Source organism: Delftia sp. SD018 (assembly GCF_017355445.1).
In the GTDB taxonomy this organism is placed as follows: Bacteria; Pseudomonadota; Gammaproteobacteria; order Burkholderiales; family Burkholderiaceae_C; genus Comamonas; species Comamonas acidovorans.
On record NZ_JADDRN010000029.1, the window covers coordinates 39,608 to 57,098 of the forward strand.

General features: G+C 66.5%; 17 protein-coding genes. 10 read left to right on the top strand and 7 right to left on the bottom strand.

Annotated features, from left to right (window positions below; translation table 11 throughout):
• Positions 1 to 6 precede the first annotated feature (6 nt).
• The 7 genes from sdhA to INR38_RS23640 all read left to right on the top strand — a co-directional run bounded on the left by sdhA (position 7) and on the right by INR38_RS23640 (position 7,200).
• Complete coding sequence (gene sdhA, locus INR38_RS23610; protein WP_012204345.1) at positions 7 to 1,812, top strand: succinate dehydrogenase flavoprotein subunit; 1,806 nt, start codon at positions 7 to 9, stop codon at positions 1,810 to 1,812.
• Positions 1,813 to 1,839: 27 nt separating this feature from the next.
• Positions 1,840 to 2,544, top strand: a complete 705-nt coding sequence (locus INR38_RS23615; RefSeq protein WP_012204344.1) for a succinate dehydrogenase iron-sulfur subunit — start codon at positions 1,840 to 1,842, stop codon at positions 2,542 to 2,544.
• Positions 2,544 to 2,843: a succinate dehydrogenase assembly factor 2 gene (locus INR38_RS23620; RefSeq protein ID WP_012204343.1), complete on the top strand. Its 300-nt coding sequence runs from the start codon at positions 2,544 to 2,546 to the stop codon at positions 2,841 to 2,843. Before INR38_RS23615 ends, INR38_RS23620 begins: the two co-directional genes overlap by 1 nt.
• 25 nt (positions 2,844 to 2,868) lie before the next feature.
• A complete protein-coding gene (locus tag INR38_RS23625) occupies positions 2,869 to 4,179 on the top strand; it encodes a citrate synthase (RefSeq protein WP_012204342.1) in 1,311 nt (436 codons plus the stop codon).
• 240 nt (positions 4,180 to 4,419) lie between these two features.
• A complete protein-coding gene (locus INR38_RS23630; protein WP_242699172.1) occupies positions 4,420 to 5,082 on the top strand; it encodes a peptidoglycan recognition family protein in 663 nt (220 codons plus the stop codon).
• Positions 5,079 to 5,591 carry a hypothetical protein gene (locus tag INR38_RS23635; RefSeq protein WP_207443559.1) on the top strand — a complete coding sequence of 171 codons (513 nt, stop codon included), beginning with the start codon at positions 5,079 to 5,081 and terminating at the stop codon, positions 5,589 to 5,591. The genes INR38_RS23630 and INR38_RS23635 overlap by 4 nt, the downstream gene beginning before the upstream one ends.
• A gap of 292 nt (positions 5,592 to 5,883) precedes the next feature.
• Complete coding sequence (locus tag INR38_RS23640; protein WP_207443558.1) at positions 5,884 to 7,200, top strand: DEAD/DEAH box helicase; 1,317 nt, start codon at positions 5,884 to 5,886, stop codon at positions 7,198 to 7,200.
• A gap of 11 nt (positions 7,201 to 7,211) precedes the next feature.
• On the opposite strand, the gene INR38_RS23645 is transcribed toward INR38_RS23640, so the two are convergent.
• Complete coding sequence (locus INR38_RS23645) at positions 7,212 to 8,249, bottom strand: helix-turn-helix domain-containing protein (protein WP_012204335.1); 1,038 nt, start codon at positions 8,247 to 8,249, stop codon at positions 7,212 to 7,214.
• Positions 8,250 to 8,487: 238 nt separating this feature from the next.
• Between INR38_RS23645 and INR38_RS23650 the strand changes: the two genes are divergently transcribed.
• Positions 8,488 to 9,597 carry an S-(hydroxymethyl)glutathione dehydrogenase/class III alcohol dehydrogenase gene (locus tag INR38_RS23650; RefSeq protein WP_012204334.1) on the top strand — a complete coding sequence of 370 codons (1,110 nt, stop codon included), beginning with the start codon at positions 8,488 to 8,490 and terminating at the stop codon, positions 9,595 to 9,597.
• A gap of 142 nt (positions 9,598 to 9,739) precedes the next feature.
• On the top strand, positions 9,740 to 10,612 hold the full coding sequence (gene fghA, locus INR38_RS23655; protein ID WP_278251427.1) for an S-formylglutathione hydrolase: 873 nt from the start codon (positions 9,740 to 9,742) through the stop codon (positions 10,610 to 10,612).
• 163 nt (positions 10,613 to 10,775) lie between these two features.
• On the opposite strand, the gene phnX is transcribed toward fghA, so the two are convergent.
• From phnX to phnD, 5 genes are read right to left on the bottom strand one after another with little or no spacing between them, the layout of a single operon-like run.
• Positions 10,776 to 11,621, bottom strand: a complete 846-nt coding sequence (gene phnX, locus INR38_RS23660; protein ID WP_141829278.1) for a phosphonoacetaldehyde hydrolase — start codon at positions 11,619 to 11,621, stop codon at positions 10,776 to 10,778.
• 54 nt (positions 11,622 to 11,675) lie between these two features.
• The gene (gene psrA / locus INR38_RS23665) at positions 11,676 to 12,764 is read right to left on the bottom strand and encodes an iron-containing alcohol dehydrogenase PsrA (protein WP_207443557.1); all 1,089 of its coding nucleotides are present in this window, start codon (positions 12,762 to 12,764) and stop codon (positions 11,676 to 11,678) included.
• A 47-nt stretch (positions 12,765 to 12,811) separates the two neighbouring features.
• A complete protein-coding gene (phnE, locus tag INR38_RS23670; protein WP_013803443.1) occupies positions 12,812 to 13,657 on the bottom strand; it encodes a phosphonate ABC transporter, permease protein PhnE in 846 nt (281 codons plus the stop codon).
• On the bottom strand, positions 13,657 to 14,535 hold the full coding sequence (gene phnC, locus INR38_RS23675; RefSeq protein WP_034391485.1) for a phosphonate ABC transporter ATP-binding protein: 879 nt from the start codon (positions 14,533 to 14,535) through the stop codon (positions 13,657 to 13,659). Before phnC ends, phnE begins: the two co-directional genes overlap by 1 nt.
• Entirely contained in the window at positions 14,532 to 15,419 is an 888-nt protein-coding gene (gene phnD, locus INR38_RS23680) for a phosphonate ABC transporter substrate-binding protein (protein WP_013803445.1), read from the bottom strand. Before phnD ends, phnC begins: the two co-directional genes overlap by 4 nt.
• Positions 15,420 to 15,600: 181 nt before the next feature.
• On the opposite strand from phnD, the gene INR38_RS23685 reads away from it, so the two are divergent.
• Positions 15,601 to 16,452, top strand: coding sequence for a LysR substrate-binding domain-containing protein (locus INR38_RS23685; RefSeq protein ID WP_043823861.1), 852 nt, complete (start codon positions 15,601 to 15,603; stop codon positions 16,450 to 16,452).
• A gap of 30 nt (positions 16,453 to 16,482) precedes the next feature.
• Here the strand turns inward: INR38_RS23685 and INR38_RS23690 are convergent, their stop codons facing one another.
• Positions 16,483 to 17,457, bottom strand: coding sequence for a tripartite tricarboxylate transporter substrate-binding protein (locus tag INR38_RS23690; protein WP_207443556.1), 975 nt, complete (start codon positions 17,455 to 17,457; stop codon positions 16,483 to 16,485).
• Between the last annotated feature and the right edge of the window lie 34 nt (positions 17,458 to 17,491).

Genomic DNA, 17,491 nt, shown 5'->3' on the forward strand with positions numbered 1-17,491 from the left:
TTAAGAATGAGCTACTCCAAAGCAAACATCACCAAGCGCAAGTTTGACGTCGTCATCGTCGGCGCTGGCGGCTCCGGCCTGCGTGCCGCGCTGGAACTGTCGCGCGCCGGCCTGTCCGTGGCCTCGCTGTCCAAGGTCTTCCCCACGCGCTCGCACACCGTGGCTGCGCAAGGCGGCGTGTCCGCTTCGCTGGGCAACATGAGCGAGGACAACTGGCACTACCACTTCTACGACACCATCAAGGGCTCCGACTGGCTCGGCGACCAGGATGCGATCGAGTTCATGTGCCGCGAAGCGCCCAACGTCGTGATCGAGCTGGAACACTTCGGCATGCCGTTCGACCGCAACCCCGACGGCACCATCTACCAGCGCCCCTTCGGCGGCCACACGGCCAACTACGGTGAAAAGCCCGTGCAGCGCGCCTGCGCCGCGGCCGACCGTACCGGCCACGCCATGCTGCACACGCTGTACCAGCAGAACGTCAAGTCCAAGACCAACTTCTTCGTGGAGTGGATGGCGCTGGACCTGATCCGCAATACCCAGGGCGACGTGGTCGGCGTGACCGCCATCGAACTGGAAACCGGCGACCTGTACGAGCTGCACGCCAAGGCCGTGCTGCTGGCCACGGGTGGCGCAGGCCGCATCTTCCAGGCATCGACCAATGCCTTCATCAACACCGGCGACGGCCTGGGCATGGCTGCACGCGCAGGCATCCCGCTGCAGGACATGGAGTTCTGGCAGTTCCACCCCACCGGCGTGGCCGGCGCGGGCGTGCTGCTGACCGAAGGCTGCCGTGGCGAAGGCGCCATCCTGCTCAACAGCGAAGGCGAACGCTTCATGGAGCGCTACGCTCCCACGCTGAAGGATCTGGCACCGCGTGACTTCGTGTCCCGCTCCATGGACCAGGAAATCAAGGAAGGCCGTGGCTGTGGTCCCAACAAGGACTACATCCTGATGAAGCTGGACCACCTGGGTGCAGACACCATCCGCAAGCGCCTGCCTTCGGTGGAAGAGATCGGCCACAACTTCGCCAACGTGGACATCACCAAGGAACCGATTCCCGTGGTGCCCACCATCCACTACCAGATGGGCGGCATTCCCACCAACATCAACGGCCAGGTCGTGGTGTGGGACGGCCAGCAGAACAACGTGGTCAATGGCCTCTATGCCGTGGGCGAATGCTCCTGCGTGTCGGTGCACGGCGCCAACCGCCTGGGCACGAACTCGCTGCTGGACCTGCTGGTCTTCGGCAAGTCGGCCGGCAAGCACATCGTGCAGTTCGTCAACGGCTTCGGCGACCACAAGGCCGTGCCGGCCGATGGCTCCGAGCGCACGCTCACGCGCCTGAACCAGCTCGACGACTCCAAGGAAGGCACCTACGCCCAGGACCTGGCTGGCGACATCCGCGCCACCATGCAGCAGCATGCCGGCGTGTTCCGCACGCAAAAGAGCATGGACGAAGGCGAAGTCAAGATCAACGCCATCCGCGAACGCGTGGGCTCCGTGACCCTCAAGGACAAGTCCAAGGTCTGGAACACCGCCCGCATGGAAGCGCTGGAAGTGGACAACCTGATCGAAGTGGCCCAGGCCACCATGATCTCGGCCGCTGCCCGCCACGAATGCCGCGGCGCCCACACCGTGTACGACTACGAGCATCCTGCCGACCACGCCGAGTTCCCGCTGGGCCGCAATGACAAGGAATGGCTCAAGCACACCCTGTGGTACAGCGCCACCAACAGCCTGGACTACAAGCCCGTGAACCTGAAGCCCCTCACGGTGGACAGCGTGCCGCCCAAGGTCCGCACGTTCTAATCCAGCAGCCCACGAGAGAACAGACAAATGAAGCGCACTTTCAAGATCTACCGCTACGACCCGGACAAGGATGCCAAGCCCTACATGCAGACCGTCGAGGTCGAGCTGGACGGCCACGAGCGCATGCTGCTGGACGCCCTGGTCAAGCTCAAGGAGATGGACCCCTCCATCTCGTTCCGCCGCTCCTGCCGCGAAGGCGTGTGCGGCTCGGACGCGATGAACATCAATGGCAAGAACGGCCTGGCCTGCCTGACGAACATGAAGACCCTGCAGGGCGACATCGTTCTCAAGCCCCTGCCCGGCCTGCCCGTGATCCGCGACCTGATCGTGGACATGACGCAGTTCTTCAAGCAGTACCACTCGATCAAGCCGTACCTGCAGAACGACAGCTTCGCGTCTCCCACCAAGGAACGCCTGCAGTCGCCTGAAGAGCGCGAAGAGCTCAACGGCCTGTACGAGTGCATTCTGTGCGCCAGCTGCTCCACCAGCTGCCCCAGCTTCTGGTGGAACCCCGACAAGTTCGTGGGCCCGGCCGGCCTGCTGCAGGCCTACCGCTTCATCGCGGACAGCCGCGACGAGGCCACGGGTGACCGCCTTGACAACCTGGAAGATCCGTACCGCCTCTTCCGTTGCCACACCATCATGAACTGCGTGGACGTGTGCCCCAAGCACCTGAACCCCACGCAGGCCATTGGCAAGATCAAGGAACTGATGGTCCGCCGGGCCATCTGATGACCATGACGAATACTCTGCTCGACGAACGCGAGCGAGACCTGCTGCGCTGGCGCTGCCGGCGTGGCCTGGTCGAGAACGACCTGTTCATCGCGCAGTTCTTCGCCACCTACGGAGACCAGCTCACGCGGAGACACGCGAGCGGTCTGTCTGCCTTGATGGACCTGGCAGACAACGACCTGATGGACCTCTTCTTGCGCCGCAAGGAGCCTGAAGGTGAACTCGATACCCAAGAAATCAGGGAAGTTCTGGAACTGGTGCGCAAGCGCAAGCCCGGTTCTCTCCCGCTAGTAGGCTAGGCAATCTAGAGAAGGAAGTTTGGAAATGAAACTCGCAGACAACAAAGCAACGCTGTCATTCAGCAACGGCGCTCCCAGCGTCGAGCTGCCCGTCTACCAGGGCAACGTCGGTCCCGACGTGGTGGACATCCGCAAGCTGTACGCGCAGACCGGCATGTTCACCTATGACCCGGGCTTCCTCTCTACCGCCTCGTGCCAGTCCGCCATCACCTACATCGATGGCGACAAGGGCGAGCTGCTGTACCGTGGCTACCCCATCGAGCAGCTGGCCAAGAACTGCGACTACCTCGAGACCTGTTACCTGCTGCTGTACGGCGAGCTGCCCAACGAGTCCGAGAAGGCCGACTTCGTCGAGCGCGTGACCAAGCACACCATGGTCAACGAGCAGATGCAGTTCTTCCTGCGTGGTTTCCGCCGTGACGCCCACCCCATGGCCGTCCTGACGGGTCTGGTCGGCGGCATGTCGGCCTTCTACCACGACAACATGGACATCAACAACGCCGAGCACCGCGACATCGCCGCGATCCGCCTGATCGCCAAGATGCCCACGCTGGTCTCCATGGCCTACAAGTACGGCATCGGTGCACCGTACATGTACCCCAAGAACGACCTGAGCTACGCCGGCAACTTCATGCGCATGATGTTCGGCAACCCCTGCGAGGAGTTCAAGGTGAACCCCGTGGTCGAGCGCGCGCTGGACCGCATCTTCATCCTGCACGCAGATCACGAGCAAAACGCCTCCACCTCCACCGTGCGCCTGTGCGGCTCGTCGGGCACCAACCCCTTCGCCGCCATCTCGGCCGGCGTGGCCTGCCTGTGGGGCCCTGCCCACGGCGGCGCCAACGAAGCCTGCCTGAACATGCTGGAATACCTGCAGGCCAACGGCGGCGTTGCCAAGGTCGGCGAGTTCATGGAACAGGTCAAGGACAAGAACAGCGGCGTCAAGCTGATGGGCTTCGGCCACCGCGTCTACAAGAACTACGACCCCCGCGCCAAGCTCATGCAGGAAACCTGCAATGAAGTGCTGGCCGAACTGGGCCTGGAAAAGGACCCCCTGTTCGCCCTGGCCAAGGAAGTCGAGAAGATCGCCCTGGAAGACGACTACTTCGTGCAGCGCAAGCTCTACCCGAACGTGGACTTCTACTCCGGCATCGTGCAGCGCGCCATCGGCGTGCCCGTGAACCTGTTCACCGGCATCTTCGCCCTGGCCCGCACCGTGGGCTGGATCGCCCAGCTCAACGAGCAGATGGCCGACCCCGAGTACAAGATCGGCCGTCCCCGCCAGCTGTTCACGGGCTCCGTGTCCCGCGACGTCAAGCCGATCGGCCAGCGCTGATAGCAAGTCCGGGCCTCAGCGGCCCGGCACCCAAAAGCCCCATGCCTTTGCATGGGGCTTTTTTCATTTGCGAGCCCACCGCCCCAGAAGGCCGCACCAGTCCTAGGAACACCATTGTCCCTATCGTGGCATGCCCATTGATTGAGTCTATCCACCTTAAGGTGGCCGTTGACCCGCCCTCAAACGGGATGGAGCCGCAGCGCAATGCCCGCTGCCATTCAACGCAACCCCGGGACTCACATGCTTGTCGAAATCAACAAGGACGGAATGCTCATCCATGCGCGCGTCAGGAATGCGCGCAGCCCCGCCATCGAGAGAGGAAAGCGGACCGCCGCCATCACCGGCATCGTCGTGCACCAGACCGATGCCAACACGGCCCAGTCTTCGCTCAACAGCTACAGGAACCCGAAGGCCAATGGGGCGCACTTCCTGATCGACAAGGACGGCACCATCTACCAGACTGCGGCCATCTATCAGCGTGCCAACCATGTGGGCCCGCTGAAGGCGAGATGCCTGCTTGTGGGGAAATGCAAGGCCAGGGACTATGAAGGACTGAAGGCAAAGGGGGTACACCGCATCGAGATGCTGAAGGCTCCTGGTGAACGCTATCCGAGCAATATGGAGGCCATAGGTATCGAGATGGTCGGCCGAGCAGAGCTGCCGAAGGGGTTCAAACCTTCCTCCAACGAAGCGGATTTGCCCCCCGAGAGATTGCGAGGAGAGCGCGGCCTCTATCCCGCCCCGACCCAAGCTCAGAACCGGTCACTGACATGGCTTGTTGAAGCACTGCAGGACTCCATGCAACTGTCGCCCGGTGAAGTCTTCAAACATCCCGAGGTAAGTTGGAAAAATCTGACCGAAGCAGAAGGTGCAAACTGGAACCTTCCTACGAACACACCATGAAGTACCACCAATTTTTTTGGGCAATAACTTCAGCGATGGTCATGGCCTCAACGATTCATGCTGCTGACGCCCGGTATTCTGCAAAGAACATCCAGAAAATCAATATCTTCGCCCCCTCATCAAGCAACCCCGCTTGGGAGGATAAAAAATGGCTCGATTGCGACGATGTGATCCTGACCGAGGAGGATGTGCGATATGCATTGCAGCATATACGCCGAATTTCGGAAAAAGCCTATTTCAGCGAAGAAAACATGGATAGATCCGGATGCTCCGGAGGTGCGTCCGTCACGTTCAAGAGCGGAAAGATCATCGTCATGGATATCGAGCCAACAGGGCGAATCAGAATCTTCGAGGTGAACAGGAAGCTTGACCCCCTTGGAGTGCCCTCACGCTACTACGACTGCGCTCCTTGCAACAAACGCAAGATGCACCTGCTGCAAGACGCCTTGGACCGCGCCACGGAAAGGCGGCTCAAGGAGCTGAAGAGGCTGGGCCGGCTCCCGCCTTGAGTCACGGTCTGGCCTTCTCTTGCGCGCCGGTTTTGGCAATTGCTCTGACGCTTTACTCAACGCTTCGTGCGGCCGATGCCAGATTGCCGCTCAGGCACGCGCCACCGACCCGGCTGCAACGGCAGGCGGCCTGGTGAACGACCTGCTGGCCGGCTGCGCCGCCTGGCCTGAGCGCCGGGGCCAAGCCCCCTGCTTCACGCAGCGGCGCGGTTTCGCCGACAATGCCCCCCCGGCCCTCGTGGCCGGCCCTTTCTTGCGCCGGGGTTCCGGCCCCAGCCACTCCCTGCACACCATGAACTTTGCCTCCCTCGGCCTGAGCCCGGCGCTGGTCTCCAGCCTCCAAGACCTGGGCCTGGTCGATCCCACGCCCATACAGACCCAGTCCATCGCCCCCGTGCTTGCGGGCCGCGACCTCTGGGCCTGTGCGCCCACGGGCTCGGGCAAGACGGCCGCCTACCTGCTGCCGCTGCTGCAGCGCTGGATGGATGGCGGCAAGGCCCAGGGTGCCCAGGGCGGCTTTGTGCGAACCCTGACCACGCTGATCGTGGTGCCCACGCGCGAGCTGGCCCAGCAGGTGGGCGAGACGCTGTCCGACCTGGGCCGCGCGCTCAAGCAGCCGCCGCGCATCGGCGTGGTCTATGGCGGCGTGTCCATCAACCCGCAGATGATGATGCTGCGCGGCAGTGCCGACTTCCTGGTGGCCACGCCGGGCCGCCTGCTGGACCTGGTGGAGCACAACGCCGTGCGCCTGTCCGCCGTGCGCCACCTGGTGCTGGACGAGGCCGACCGCCTGCTGGACCTGGGCTTTCAGGAAGAGCTGCAGCGCGTGCTGGCCCTGCTGCCGAAGCAGCGCCAGACCCTGCTGTTCTCGGCCACCTATCCCGATGCCGTGCAATCGCTGGCCACAGGCCTGCTGCACGATCCCGTTCAGGCCCGCGTCGATGCCGCCGAAGGCCAGGATGCCGCCAGCCCGCAAAGCATCACCCAGCGCGCCATTGGCGTGGACCGCGCGCGCCGCACGCAATTGCTGCGCCAGCTGGTGCAGGGCGACACCGCTGCGGGCACCGACCCTGTCACGCTCGAACGTGCCCTGGTCTTCGTGGCCACGCGGCACACGGCCGAACTGGTGGCTGAAAAGCTCTACAAGGCCGGCATCTTCGCCACAGCCTTCCATGGCGACCTGAGCCAGGGCGCACGCAAGGAAGCGCTGGCCGACTTCAAGGCCAAGCGCTGGCAGGTGATGATCACCACCGACCTGGCGGCGCGCGGCATCGACATCACCCAGCTGCCCCTGGTCGTCAACTACGACCTGCCGCGCTCGGCCACCGACTATGTGCACCGCATCGGCCGCACGGGCCGCGCGGGCGAGGACGGCACGGCCATCAGCTTCGTGACGCCGGCCGACCAGGCGCACTGGGCGCTGATCTGCAAGCGCAACCAGCTGGACCTTGAACTGGAGCAGTTGCCGGGCTTCGAGCCCACCGAGCCCGTGCCGCCGCCTCCGGTGGCGCAGGACGGCAACGGCGGCATCAAGGGCCGCCGCCCCAGCAAGAAGGACAAGCTGCGCGCCGCGGCCGCCGAAGCAGCCGAGACCGCAAAAAAGAACTGAGCGTTTCCGGTTCAGCCCGCGCCGCCTCGCCCGCCAAAGCGATCCCGGTACGCCACCGGGGTAATGCCCAGGTGGCGCACGAACAGGTGGCGCAGCGCCTGCTCCGAGCCCAGGCCCACGCGCGCGGCCACGGTCTTGAGTGGCAGATGGGCCTGGCTTTCCAGCAGTTGCTTGGCCGCCTCCAGCCGCGCGCTCTCCACAAAGGCCGTGGGGCTTTGCCCGGTTTCCTGCTGGAACACGCGGCGCAGGTGCCGCTCGCTCATATGGGCCTGCTCGGCCATCTGCGCAAGGGTCAGGGGCTCGGCCAGATGGGCCATCACCCACTGCTGCACGGCCTGCACGCCGCCGTGCTGCGCGGCCTGGGCCGCCAGCGGCACGCTGAACTGCGACTGGCCGCCGGGGCGCTTGAGATACATGACCAGGTCACGCGCCACCTCCAGCGCCAGCGCGTGGCCGAAATCCTCCTCCACCACGGCCAGGGCCAGGTCGATGCCGGCCGTCACGCCGGCCGAGGTCCACAGCTGGCGGCTGCCTGCGCCATCGCGGATTTCCTCGCGCAGGTAGATGGCATCGGCATCGACCTGTACGCGCGGATGGCGCTGGGCCAGTTGCGCCGTCACGCTCCAGTGCGTGGCCGCGCGCCGGCCGTCCAGCAAACCGGCCTCGGCCAGGAAGAAGCTGCCCGAGCACAGCGCAATCAGCCGCTGCACGCGCGGCGCCACGCGGCCCAGCCAGGCGACCAGCTCGGCCGAGCCGCCCAGCACCTGCTCGATATGGCGCGAGCCCACGACGACCACGGTGCAGCCCATGCCTGCAGCCTCCAGCCCGGCCAGCGTATGCGTGGCCTCCAGCGACATCAGCGTGTCCGAGCGCACGGGCCCTTGCCGCTGCGAGACCACGCGCACCTCGTAGCCGTCGCTCTGGCCGCGCGCGCGCAGGTGCACGTTGGCATAGTCGAACACCGACATGGGCCCTATGGCCTCCAGCGCCTTGAAGCCGGGGTAGACGACAAGATCGATGCGGTGGGCGCTGGCGTGGCGGTGGTCCATGGGAAACGGCGGGCTCGGAGGCGGTCAGGGTGGAAAGAATGGGGCGGACTATACGAAAAGACGCAAGCACCCACGGCCAGCAGGCCCGGCCGACGCCGGCCACACCCCTCAGATTCGGACATATCACCTGGGGCTGCGGCCATGATGCGGCCGGGCCGCCCGGCCATGGCCTACATTCAAGGCTTCGCGGAGCGCGCGCACTGCCGTTCCTGAGCCACCCCGACAGAAAGACACGCCCATGAAATCCAAAGCCGCCGTCGCCTTCAAGGCTGGAGAACCCCTGCAGATCGTCGAGATCGACGTGGCCCCCCCGAAGAAGGGCGAGGTCCTGATCAAGATCACCCACACCGGCGTCTGCCACACCGACGCGTTCACGCTGTCGGGCGACGACCCGGAAGGAATCTTCCCCGCCGTGCTCGGCCATGAAGGCGCGGGCATCGTCGTCGAGGTCGGCGAAGGCGTGACCAGCGTCAAGCCCGGCGACCACGTGATCCCGCTGTACACCGCCGAATGCGGCGAATGCCTGTTCTGCAAGAGCGGCAAGACCAACCTGTGCGTTTCCGTGCGCGCCACCCAGGGCAAGGGCGTGATGCCCGACGGCACCACGCGCTTTTCGTACAACGGCGAGCCCATCTACCACTACATGGGCTGCTCCACCTTCAGCGAATACACCGTGGTCGCCGAAGTCTCGCTGGCCAAGATCCACCCCGATGCCAACCCCGAGCAGGTCTGCCTGCTGGGCTGCGGCGTGACCACGGGCCTGGGTGCCGTCAAGAACACCGCCAAGGTCCAGGAAGGCGACACCGTGGCCGTGTTCGGCCTGGGCGGCATCGGCCTGGCCGTGATCCAGGGCGCCAAGCTGGCCAAGGCCGGCCGCATCATCGCCGTGGACACCAACCCCTCCAAGTTCGACCTGGCCCGCACCTTCGGCGCCACCGACTGCGTGAATCCCAAGGATTTCGACAAGCCCATCCAGCAGGTCATCGTCGAGATGACGGGCTGGGGCGTGGACCACAGCTTCGAGTGCATCGGCAACGTCAACGTGATGCGTGCCGCCCTGGAATGCGCGCACCGCGGCTGGGGCCAGTCGGTCATCATCGGCGTGGCCGGCGCGGGCCAGGAAATCTCCACACGCCCTTTCCAGCTGGTGACGGGCCGCAAGTGGCTGGGCACGGCCTTCGGCGGCGTCAAGGGCCGCAGCGAGCTGCCCGGCATGGTCGAGCAGGCCATGAGCGGCGAGATCCAGCTGGCCCCCTTCGTCACGCACACCATGGGCCTGCCGGAGATCAACGAGGCTTTTGACCTGATGCACGAAGGCAAGTCCATCCGCTCCGTCGTCGTGTACTGAAGCTCCCCCTGAGGCGCTGCGCGCCTGGGCAGCGCCAGTTTCATGGGCCGTTGACCGTGTATAGCGTATCAACTCCCATCTTTGAATGCTGCACGCACCGCTTGCCAAGGTGCCCGTAGCATTTTTCTTTTTGAGGAACACCATGTCCGCACTGCCGCCCCTGGAACTCAAGAACGCCCATGCCTGCTTCGGCGGCGCACAGCGTTTCTACGAGCATTTCTCCGCCGAGATCGGCCTGAACATGAAGTTCTCGGTCTTCCTGCCGCCCAAGGCCGTGGCCGGCGAGAAGGTGCCTGCCGTGCTCTACCTGGCCGGGCTGACCTGCACCGAAGAGACCTTCATGACCAAGGCCGGCGCCCAGCGCCTGGCCGCCGAGCTGGGCATTGCGCTGATCGCGCCCGACACCAGCCCGCGCGGCGCAGGCCTGCCCGGCGAGGCCGATGCCTGGGACTTCGGCGTGGGCGCGGGCTTCTACCTGGATGCCACCACCAAGCCCTGGGCACTGCACTGGCGCATGGAAAGCTATCTGCTGGGCGAGCTGCTGCCGCTGATCGCCGCACGCCTGCCCATCGACGCGCAGCGGCTGGGCATCTTCGGCCACTCCATGGGCGGCCACGGCGCGCTCACGCTGGCGCTGCGCCATCCGGGCCGCTTCAAGAGCCTGTCGGCCTTCGCACCCATCGCCAACCCCGTCAACTGCCCCTGGGGCCAGAAAGCCTTCTCAGGCTATCTGGGCGATGACCGCAAGGCCTGGGAAGCGCATGACGCCAGTTGCCTGATGGCCGCGCAGACCCAGGCGCCCTACCCGGCCGGCATCCTCGTGGACCAGGGCCTGGCCGACAAGTTCCTGATCGAAAAGCAGCTGCTGCCCGAAGCCTTCGAGGCCGCCTGCGCCCAGGCCGGCCAGCCGCTGACGCTGCGCCGCCACGGCGGCTACGACCACGGCTACTACTTCATCCAGAGCTTCATTGATGACCATCTGCGCCATCATGCAGAGGTGTTGAACACCCCCTGAGGCGCTACGCGCCTTCCCCCCGTGGCACGGCGCCTCTCTACTTGCTTCGCAAGGGAGGGGGACGACGCCATCGCCGCGAGGCGGCTCTTGCTCGGCGTCCCTGTTTTTTTGGCCGCGCCAGTTTCAAAGGGTGATGAGCCCAACAGGTGCAGGGCAGATTGCCTCAACCTGGCCTATGGCCAGCGCGCATGTCCTGCGCAATACGCTCCAGCACCTGGGGCAGGTCCTTGACGCTGGCGATCACGTGGTGGGCGCCAGCTGCGCGCAGCTTGGCCTCGGCGCGGGCCACGCGCTCGCGCACTTCTTCGGCGGGGGCGGCGGCCAGTTCGGCGGGGGAGTAGCCGACTTCGTTGCCGGACAGGGTCAGGCCCACGGTCCACATGCCGGCGTTGCGGCCTTCCTCGATGCCGGGCACGGTGTCGTCCACCTTCACGCAGGCACGCACGTCGCCGATGCCCAGCGCCAGCACATTGGCCAGCGCCATGAAGGGGCCGGGGCGACCGCCTGCGGCCATTTCATCGCCGGCCACCACATGGTCGGGAGCCAGGCCGTTGGCCGCTGCCTGGGGCAGCAGCTGGTTCAGGACTTCACGCGGATAGCCCGAACACGAGCCCACCTTCAAGCCCTGCGCGCGCAGCCAGCCCAGCAGCTCGGGCGCCCCTTCGATGGGTGCCGAGAACTCGCCGACCTTGGCGATCTGCATGGGCATGAAGCGGGCGTAGATGGCATCCACGTCGGCGTCGCCAGGCTGCTGGCCGAAGGCCTTGTGCCATTGCGCGCGGATGCCTTCGTCCTGCAGCAGCTCGTGGATGTGCTGCCACTTGGACAGTCCCATGGGACCGCGCGCCTGGGCCAGGGTGATGGTGATGCCGAAGCTGGCAAAGGCCTCGACAAAGATCTGCGTGGGCGCCAGCGAGCCGAAATCGACCAGGGTGCCTGCCCAGTCGAAGATGACGGCCTGCAGCGGCGACAGATCGGCGGCGGCGGTGGAGACGGTGGTGTGGTTCATGGTGCTTTTTGACTAGGAAAGAGGTTCAAACAGAAGAGGGCCGCACGCGCCTGTTCATTCCAGCGTGCGGATGAAATTGCGCCCGCGCGGGCCGGCTGCGGCCGACTGCAGCAGCTGCTGCCACTCATCCCCAGGCACGCCGTAGTGGGCGGGATCGGTGGCCACGCCCAGGCCTTCGAGGAAGTTGCGCAGGCGCTGCACGGCCAGCTCGCCCGTGGCGGCATCGAAGATGGACAGCAGGGCCGCGTCGGCCTGGTCGTCGGCGCCCAGGGCCATCTCCAGCACCAGCGGCAGGCTGAACGAGCAGGCAATGCCGTGGGCCACGCCATGGCGCAGCGTGATGTCGTAGGACAGCGAATGCGCCAGCGCCGTACGGGTGTTGGAGAAGGCCAGGCCGGCCATCAGGGCGGCCTCGGCCATGCGGCTTCGCAGCGGCAGGCTGCCCAGGTCCTGCATCAGCGCGGGCAGCGTGGCCAGGGTGCGGCGCGCGGCGCCCACGGCCAAGGTGGTGGAGACGGGATTGCGGTGCCGGTTCCAGATGGACTCCAGCGCATGCGACAGCGCATCCAGCCCCGAGGCCAGCGTGGCGCCGGCCGGCAGGCTTTGCATGAGCTGCGCGTCGATGATGGCGGCCTCGGGCCAGGTCCAGTGCTGGTGCAGCGAGTGCTTGCGGCCAGCGGCCTGGTCCCAGATCGTGGCCCAGGGCGTGACCTCGCTGCCCGTGCCGGCCGTGGTGGGAATGGCGATCAGCGCCTTGTGGCCTGCGGCCGGCAGGGCCAGCCCCTGCTCCAGGGCCTGCAGCAGTTCGCCGAAACGCCGCGTGGGCGTGGCGCACATCAGTGCCTTGGCCGAGTCGATGGCGCTGCCGCCGCCCAGGGCCACGATGCACGGGACCTCGGCGTATTCGCGGTGCACGCGGTCATACAGCGGGGCCAGCCACTGCACATCGGGGTTGGGCGCAATGCCGTCCACCACGCCGCGCAGCTGGCTGCCCAGCCGTTGGCGCAGCTGCTGCACCAGGCCCAGGGATTCGGCCTCGGGAAACGTCACCAGCAGGCAGTCGCGCCCGGCCAGCAGCTCGGGCAGGCGGTCCAGGCGGCCGGGGCCGGCATGGATGGCAACGGGGTTGTGATAGGTCCACACAAATCGGTCCTTTGAATGAAACGGGGGCGCCGGGAAAAGCGCAGCCCTCAATGGCGGGTGCCCTGCTGGATGCGGCGGCGCAGCCAGTGGGAGACGAGATCGGCGGCGATCACCATCACGGTGATGACCACGATGCAGGTGGCCGTCTCCTGGTAGCGGAACAGCTTGAGGCTGCCGACCAGCTCGAACCCCAGCCCGCCCGCGCCCACCATGCCCAGCACCGTGGCCGAGCGCAGATTGACCTCGAAGCGGTAGAGCACGACCGCGATCCAGGCCGTGATGGCCTGCGGTATCACGCCGAAGACGATGAGCTGCAATTGCGTGGCGCCTGCGCTGCGCAGGGCCTGCAGCGGGCCGTCGTCGATCTCTTCGATGCTCTCGGCGAAGAACTTGCCCAGCATGCCCATGCCATGCAGGGCCAGGGCCAGCACGCCGGGAAACGGCCCCAGGCCCACGGCCGAGACAAAGACCAGCGCCAGGATCAGCTCGTTGATGCTGCGCACCACGTTCAGGAACTGCCGCGTGATGCGCCGCAGCCAGTGCCAGCCATGCAGGTTGCTGGCCGCGATGAAGGACAGCGGCAGCGCCAGCACCACGGACAGCAGCGTGCCCCAGATGGCGATCTGCACCGTCTCCAGCGCGGGCGCCATCAGGCGCGGCAGCATGCTCCAGTCCGGCGGCACGGAGCGCGCCACGAAATCCGCGATCTGGGGCATGCCTGCCGCCAGTTCGCCCCAGCTCATCTGCGCGCCGCCCGCGCTCCAGTGCAGCACCCAGGCGATGGCCAGGGCCGCAGCCGCATAGCCGGTCCAGCCCAGGGCGCCGTGGGGGCGCGGCGCGGTCCATTGCCAGCGGTCGCGCGGCTCGGGGCTCCAGGAATTGGCGCTGGTCATCACAGTCCTCCTGCGGGCGCGCTGGCCCGCATCCACGAGGCAGGCACCGGCGCCTGCGCATGCAGGCCGGCAGGCCCTATGGCCGCCGTGCCCGGAGGTGTGTCCGGCTCTGCGCCCTGCCCTGCGCCTTGCCCTGCAGTGGGCTGCGCATGGTAGATGGCCTGCAGCGCGGCCTCGTCCAGCGCCTGCGGCGATCCGTCAAAGACCATGCGGCCCTGGGCCAGGCCCAGCACACGGTCGCCGAACTCCCGCGCGTAGTCCACCTGGTGCAGGTTGCAGACCACGGCAATGCCCAGCTCGCGCGTGGCATCGCGCAGGTACTGCAGCACGCTGCGCGCGGTCTTGGGGTCCAGGCTGGCCACGGGCTCGTCGGCCAGGATGACCTGGGGCTGCTGGGCCAGCGCGCGGGCAATGCCCACGCGCTGCATCTGCCCGCCCGACAGTGCCTCGGTGCGCTCCAGCGCCTTGTGGGCCAGGCCCACGCGCTCCAGGCACTGGTCGGCCAGGCGGATATCGCTTTCGCGGAACAGCTGAAGCACCGAGGCCAGGGTGCCGGTCTGGCCCAGGCGCCCGGTCAGCACGTTCTTGCGCACCGACAGGCGCGGCACCAGGTTGTGGTGCTGGAAGACCATGGCCACGTGGCGAGCCAGCTCGCGCCGGCTGTGCCTGCCGCCGCCCAGCATCAGGTCCATGCCGCCCACCTCCAGCGTGCCGCTGTCGGCGCGGGCCAGGCCGTTCATGCAGCGCAGCAGCGTGGACTTGCCGGCCCCCGACAGGCCCAGCATGACGACGAACTCGCCGGGCTGCACATCCAGGTCGATGCCATGCAGCACGTGGTTGCTGCCATAGCTCTTGCGCAATTGACGGATGCGGATCATTTCATGCTCCCCAGGTCCAGCTTCAGGGCCTTGGCCGTCTGGCGCACCACGTCGTAGGCCTTGTCATCCGTGGCCGCGAAACCGTCGAGCACGCCCTGGTCACCCCAGGGCAGGTCCTTGACCTCGGCCAGGGCCGCAGCCACCTTCTGCTTGGTGCCGGCGTCCAGGTTCTTGCGCCAGGTCATGGGCGACTCGGGAATGGGCTGGGAGCGCCAGACGATCTGGAAGTCCTCGCGCTTGACCAGGCCCTTGCTCACGGCCGAGTCGAAGATGCGGTCGGCCACGGCCGCCGCATCCACCTTGCCGTTGGCCACGGCCATGATGCTGGCGTCGTGCGAGCCCGAGAAGATCACGCGCGAAAAGCCCTTGTCCGCATCGAAGCCCTCGGCCATCAACCCGGCCTTGGGAAACAGGTGGCCCGACGCCGAGGTCGGGTCCACAAAGGCAAAGCTGCGGCCCTTGAGGTCGGCCACGCTGGCCGGGCCCTTGTCCTTGCGGGAGATCACCATGCTGTGGTACGCGCTCTTGCCCGTCTTCTTGGTCACGGCCACGGCAAAGGCCTCGGCGCCTGCCACCTGGCTGGCCAGCACGTACGAGAACGGGCCGAGGAAGGCGATGTCGATCTTGTTGGAGCGCAGCGCCTCGATCACGCCGTTGTAGTCATTGGCCACGAAGGGCCGCACCTTCATGCCGGTGCGGGTGGCCAGCTGGTCCATGACCTGCTGGCTGGCGCGGATCATGGCCTGCGCGTCCTCCGAAGGGATCAGGCCCACGCGCAGCTCGGCGCTCTGGGCAAAGGCGGCAGTGGTAGCGGTGGCGGCGGTGGCGGCCAGGGCCAGCACGGCGCCGGCATGGCGCAGCCAGGTCTTGCGGTTCATCTTCATGGGAGCGTTCCTTTGCATCAGGTCAGGCACATCGGCAGATCGGTGGATCCGTGAATCGCCGGCCAAATCGCCAGGCGGGTGGGGATGGCTGAATGCTAGGAGCGACATATTTCTGCCATGTGAAAGTTTCAGAATCGGTTTTGACAGCATCCATAGACAAAACCATGAGATACCGACTTTCGTGAGCAACGCCCGCTACCGCGCCTTCATCGCCGTCGCCCACCACGGCAGCCTCAGCGCCGCCGCCCGCGCACTGGGCGTGAGCCAGCCCACCATCTCCACCCAGATCGCCACGCTGGAGCGCCAAAGCCAGATCGAGCTGTTCCACCGCCGCGGCTACCGCATGACGCTCACGGGCGCAGGCGCCAGACTGCTGCCCATGGCGCAGAAAATCATGGCGCTGGAGGCCGAGGCCGAGTTCTTCCTGCGCGACTCGGGGCAGCTGCACCAGGGCGAGCTCAAGATCGGCGCCGTGGGGCCCTTCCATGTGATCGAAATGGTGGCCGCCTACCGCGCACGGCACCCGGGCATGCAGCTGTCCATCCGCATGGGCAACTCGCAGCAGGTGCTGGCCGACCTGGAACGCTACGACACCGACGTGGCCGTGCTCGCCGGCCTCTACGACCGCCCGGAGCTGCTGGCACGCGAGTACGCGCGCCACGCCATCGTGCTGTTCGCCCATGTGGCCCATCCCTTCGCGCGGCGCAGCGAAATCGCGCTGTCCGAACTGCAGGGCCAGCCTTTGCTGCTGCGCGAGCACGGCTCGACCACGCGCACCGCGCTGGAATCGGTGCTGCAGGCCGCCGGAGTGCAGCCGCGCACCGAACTGGAGATCGGCAGCCGCGAAGCCATACGCGAAGCCGTGGCGCGCGGCCTGGGACTGGGCGCCGTGTCCGAAGCCGAATTCATCCCCGACCCGCGCTTTCGCCCGCTGCGCATCGCGGGCGACCCGGCCAGCACCACCACCTATGTCTATTGCATGCGCGAGCGCAGCGACAGCCTGCTGGTGAGGTCTTTTCTGGAGGCGATTTGAGGGCCGCGCCGGGCCACCTCGGCCACCGCCTCAGCCCTCCACCCTGATTCCGCGCGCCTGGATCAGCCGGGCCCACTTCGCCCGTTCATCGCGCATGAAGGCGTCAAAGCGCTGCGGTGTCCCCCCTCCATCCTCTGCGCCGAACTCTTCGAGCTTGGCCACCACTTCGGGCATGGCCAGGATGCGGTTGACGTCCGCATTGATGCGGGCCACCAGATCGGCGGGCATTCTTGCGGGGCCCACCAGGCCGAACCAGATGCTCGCGTTGAACCCGGAATAGCCCTGCTCCGCCACAGTGGGAATCTCCGCGAAGGCCTTGGCGCGCTTCACGCCCGTCTGGGCCACGGCATGGACTTTTCCACCCTTGATGAAGGGTGCCGCCGTGGTCATCCCCTCGAACGCATAGTCGATCTGGCCGCCCAGCAGATCCGTCATCACGTTCGACGCGCCCTTGTACGGGATATGGAGCGCGGACACCGCCGCAGTCTGCTCGAACAGCGCCAGCGCAAGGTGCTGGGCCGACCCCGTGCCCGAGGAGCCGAAGCTGACCTCCCCCGGCTTTTGCTTCAACGCGGCCAGCAGGCCCTGCATGGTGGCGGAAGCCTTGGGGCTGGCAACCAGGACCTGCGGGGTCTGGCCCACCAGGGCGATGGCGGAGAAGTCCCGCTCCGGCGAGAAGCCGAGCCTGGGGTTGAGCGCAGGGGCAATGCCCAGGGCATTGATGTGGCCCATCATGAGCGTCTGCCCATCGGGCGCGGCCCTGGCGGCCTCGGCAGCGGCAATCAGCCCCGCCGCCCCTGGCCGGTTCTCGACGATGACGGGAATGGCCCACAGCTGGTTGAGCCGGTTGGCGATGATCCGCGCCAGGATGTCCGTGCCGCCGCCTGCCGAGAAGCCGACGAGGATTTTGACCGGGCCCGCCGGCGGCCTGGCCTGTGCAAAGCCCGGATGGGCATGCAGGGCGGTGGCTGCGGCGGCCGAGGTCAGGAACTGTCTGCGTTGCATGGCTTGTCTCCTTGGATGATGGGCTGGCGGCGGT